Genomic DNA, 2,802 nt, shown 5'->3' with positions numbered 1-2,802 from the left:
TGAGCGAAAAGTCTGTGTGTTGAATGCGGGACATGGGTCTCTCCATCATGAAATTCCGCGATCTGCCTGTGGCGTCTTCGGCGGGTGATGGGGGTTTATTGCGAATATCGCAATCATTCGTCAAGGTTTAATTTGCGAATATCGCAATATTATGCTGCGATATTCGAATCAACTTGCTATACGGGCAAAAGAAAACCCCGCCCAGGAAGGGCTGGTCTGGTCTGGAAAAATGGGAGGGATTGCCGAGGCCTAGTCTTTGATGAGGTTTGAAAGTTTTCTTTCGTAAGCTTTTTTAATTTTTTGAGCCTTATGTTGTCGGCTCTTCCGCATGTCTGCGTCTGTTGCTGTGCCTGCAAGTAAAGTCATGTCTTGTTTGCCAACAATGAGTGGCGTGATTTTTGGGGAAACGCTTTATTTTACCGTAGTCCCACATCACTGTAGAGTGGTTTGCAGCGCCAACACAAAATATAGTTATTTTTCTACGAAAGAAGCTATGTGGTCGTATGGTGGCCCTCCAGTACGACTGATTTTATCACTTGTTTTACCGTATTTTTCTATTTTGTTGCGTGCAGCCATTCTGAGCGCGCGATCTTTGAATTGTTTAATCGTTGACTCTAATTTGAAATGTTCTCATTTTGTTTCCATAGGCGCGGTTGGAATTTGATGGGTGGGAAATGAAAAACTTGGAATGTATCGCAGCAATGTTGTCCGGTATTATTCAGGAAGAGGATCCTTCGCTGCGATTTGCGCTTTTGCAGCGTTTAGCAAGAACGTCCGCTCCGAAGGTTCTAATTGCCGCCATACTGCCGCAAGCTCTGGATCAACATCGCTAGCGGTCTCCCCAAAGAATGCATGTATAGTTGGGATTTCTTCCGCTTGTGGCTTTCTGATCCCAGAAATCATCTTAGATATCTTGTCATTTGTCAGGCCTAATGCTTCGGCAAGCGCGGCTTTTTTTCCGCGATCATCCCCAAGCCGTTCTTTCAGCCATTCTGATGTGATTTTTTCCATAGCGTTATAATGGAACTTTCGACGTTTGATGTTTATTTCTAATTTCGCAACATTTTTGTTGCGATTACATTGCGATTATCGCAATGTGCAGGCATGTTAGAGCCAGCAAAAACAGTAATAGAGATATGCGGGGGAGTAAGTGCCGTCGCAGACATGTCGGGCCGAGATAAGTCGCGAGTGCATCGTTGGGGTTATCCTAAAAGTCGTGGCGGTTCAGGGGGGCATATCCCTCCAGAGGTTGCGGAGATGCTTTTGGAAAAGGCTTTTGCTTTGGGTTTGCGTGCAGAGCATTTTTTCAAAACAACTGACCCTCCACAACTTTCCCAATAATCCGGACATTTCCAGCATCTCTCGTTCTTCATGGGTAGGCCCACACAATGACTAACCTCTCACATTTAAATATTTCAACTGATGCTGTGTCTTGGCTTCCTTGTTCTAAGAGGGGCGCGTGATGATTGGTGTTTACCCCCAAATTGCCACGCAGCGTGCGGTCCGTCTTGTGAAATGCCCTAGGGAGTTATCACATGCGCTACACTAGACCCGGCAGTATTCAAAACGCGGTGCGCGAAGCTTATGGCGCGGTCGGCGGGTTAGAGAACGCGTCGATCGATCTTGGCATCGGCGTGTCGACCCTGTCTTACGGAACTGAGCGCAGCGATCATCGCCCAGGTGGCATTGGGGTGAATTACCTTGATAGCCTGGGACGGATTGAGCCAAGTGCCGCCGCGCCGATCGCAAAGCATTTTGCGACGCTGGCAGGCGGGGTTTTTCAGCCCGTCGATCTGGATGGCGTGACCGCATCGGATGTCTACCGCATCGCAAAAGAATTCTCGGACGTGTTGACCAAGGATGCGGAGGCGCATTCCAAATCGTCGATTGATCCGAGCGACTACACAGTCAAAGAAGCCGGAGAACAGCTGATCGAGTTGGATGAGCTGATCGCGGTGGCCGTGAGCTTTCGAGCTGCTCTGCGCGAAAAGACTGAGGTGGCACGATGAGTGTTGCCTCACTGACGGGTTCCTACGCGATTGATGGGATGTGTGTGCGACTGCTCGCGCGGCACGTCCCTAATCGCGCAACTGGTCGAGGGCTTCGCGCTCTCGGCCTCTTTTATTCACCGTTTCGGAATTTCGGCCGTCTCCTCCCCCTTGAGGCCGGAATAGGGCGCGCGCTTTGTGGGCGAAGCGTGCGCTCGTTTTTACAGTCCTCGCGCGGGTCAGAAAGGCTTTGGCATGACATTTGAAGAGCAACTCAGAATATGCGCGCGGGTGGCGCGGCAAGGGCGGCATGTTGCGTTTATCGTGCCGTGCGCCCCGGATGAGCGGGTGGCGCGCGATCGCTGCACGGCGCTGACCCCAGCAGATGCCGCCAAGCGCGGGGCACTGATTTATGGCACTGGAGTGGTGCGATTTGTGCAGGCCAGCGGCGCCAGCTTTGTGTTGGCGGGATTTAGCGGCTTTGTTGTCCTGGATGCGCGGCTTGAGGTCTCGGCTGGCATGATGCGCGAGCTAGGGGATTTGCAAGACGCCTGCGCCATGCTGTTCCCTGATGGGGAGTTTGAGCGGTTGGCGCGAGCAGATGACCTCCAGGCGGTGACGCCATGAGCCTGTCTGGCCCAGACCTTGAGCGCATGGTGATGGCACGGCCCTTTGCCAGTGTGTCGAACAAAGACATCTACGCGCAGTGGGTGCGGGTTGCGACGCTCAACGAGGCCAAGATCGGCGCAACTATGCGCGCCTCCATCCGCTACGGCGGGCGCGGGACGGCAAAAGAGACGGACGACGCATCAGA

General features: G+C 52.5%; 4 protein-coding genes. 3 read left to right on the top strand and 1 reads right to left on the bottom strand.

The window, feature by feature from the left end; all coding sequences use genetic code 11:
* Positions 1 to 714 precede the first annotated feature (714 nt).
* Positions 715 to 1,011: a helix-turn-helix domain-containing protein gene (locus BM025_RS18755; RefSeq protein WP_085850889.1), complete on the bottom strand. Its 297-nt coding sequence runs from the start codon at positions 1,009 to 1,011 to the stop codon at positions 715 to 717.
* A 524-nt stretch (positions 1,012 to 1,535) separates the two neighbouring features.
* On the opposite strand from BM025_RS18755, the gene BM025_RS18750 reads away from it, so the two are divergent.
* The 3 genes from BM025_RS18750 to BM025_RS18740 all read left to right on the top strand — a co-directional run.
* The gene (locus tag BM025_RS18750; RefSeq protein ID WP_085850888.1) at positions 1,536 to 2,009 is read left to right on the top strand and encodes a hypothetical protein; all 474 of its coding nucleotides are present in this window, start codon (positions 1,536 to 1,538) and stop codon (positions 2,007 to 2,009) included.
* A 234-nt stretch (positions 2,010 to 2,243) separates the two neighbouring features.
* Positions 2,244 to 2,615 carry a hypothetical protein gene (locus BM025_RS18745; RefSeq protein WP_085850887.1) on the top strand — a complete coding sequence of 124 codons (372 nt, stop codon included), beginning with the start codon at positions 2,244 to 2,246 and terminating at the stop codon, positions 2,613 to 2,615.
* The coding region (locus BM025_RS18740) for a hypothetical protein (protein WP_139204619.1) at positions 2,612 to 2,802 on the top strand (191 nt) is incomplete at its 3' end. The genes BM025_RS18745 and BM025_RS18740, both read left to right, overlap by 4 nt.

It is taken from the genome of Pacificibacter marinus, assembly GCF_900109555.1.
Classification (GTDB): domain Bacteria; phylum Pseudomonadota; class Alphaproteobacteria; order Rhodobacterales; family Rhodobacteraceae; genus Celeribacter; species Celeribacter marinus_C.
The sequence above is the reverse complement of the archived record's forward strand: the minus strand, read 5'-3'. Positions and strand labels throughout refer to the sequence as shown.